Below are 294 nucleotides of genomic sequence, written 5' to 3'. Positions count from 1 at the left end.
GGTCTGCTGATTACGGTCGGACATCGTAAGGTCAGTGCAATGGCATAAGCAGGCTTGACTGCGAGAGCAACAACTCGAGCAGGTGCGAAAGCAGGTCATAGTGATCCGGTGGTTCTGAATGGAAAGGCCATCGCTCAACGGATAAAAGGTACTCTGGGGCCGGCGACACCTTCTTCGTGTACAGTAAGATGAGCGTGGAGACCGCCAAGTGGAACGGCGGGACGGTGTTCGCCTGCATGGCGGTGCACGAGGCGCTGCCCATGCGCTTCAGCCAGCGCACGCTGCAGAAACAGG

Annotated in this window: 1 protein-coding gene and 1 rRNA gene; both read left to right on the top strand. The window is 58.2% G+C overall.

Annotated elements, in window-relative coordinates:
• A 23S ribosomal RNA gene (locus PZC42_RS20775) occupies positions 1-158 on the top strand; the annotation flags it as partial.
• A gap of 30 nt (positions 159-188) precedes the next feature.
• The coding region (locus PZC42_RS22835; protein WP_368860284.1) for an immunoglobulin domain-containing protein at positions 189-294 on the top strand (106 nt) is incomplete at its 3' end.

Origin of the sequence: Isoptericola croceus (assembly GCF_029382255.1) — a bacterium.
Classification (GTDB): Bacteria; Actinomycetota; Actinomycetes; order Actinomycetales; family Cellulomonadaceae; genus Isoptericola; species Isoptericola croceus.
The sequence above is the reverse complement of the archived record's forward strand: the minus strand, read 5'-3'. Positions and strand labels throughout refer to the sequence as shown.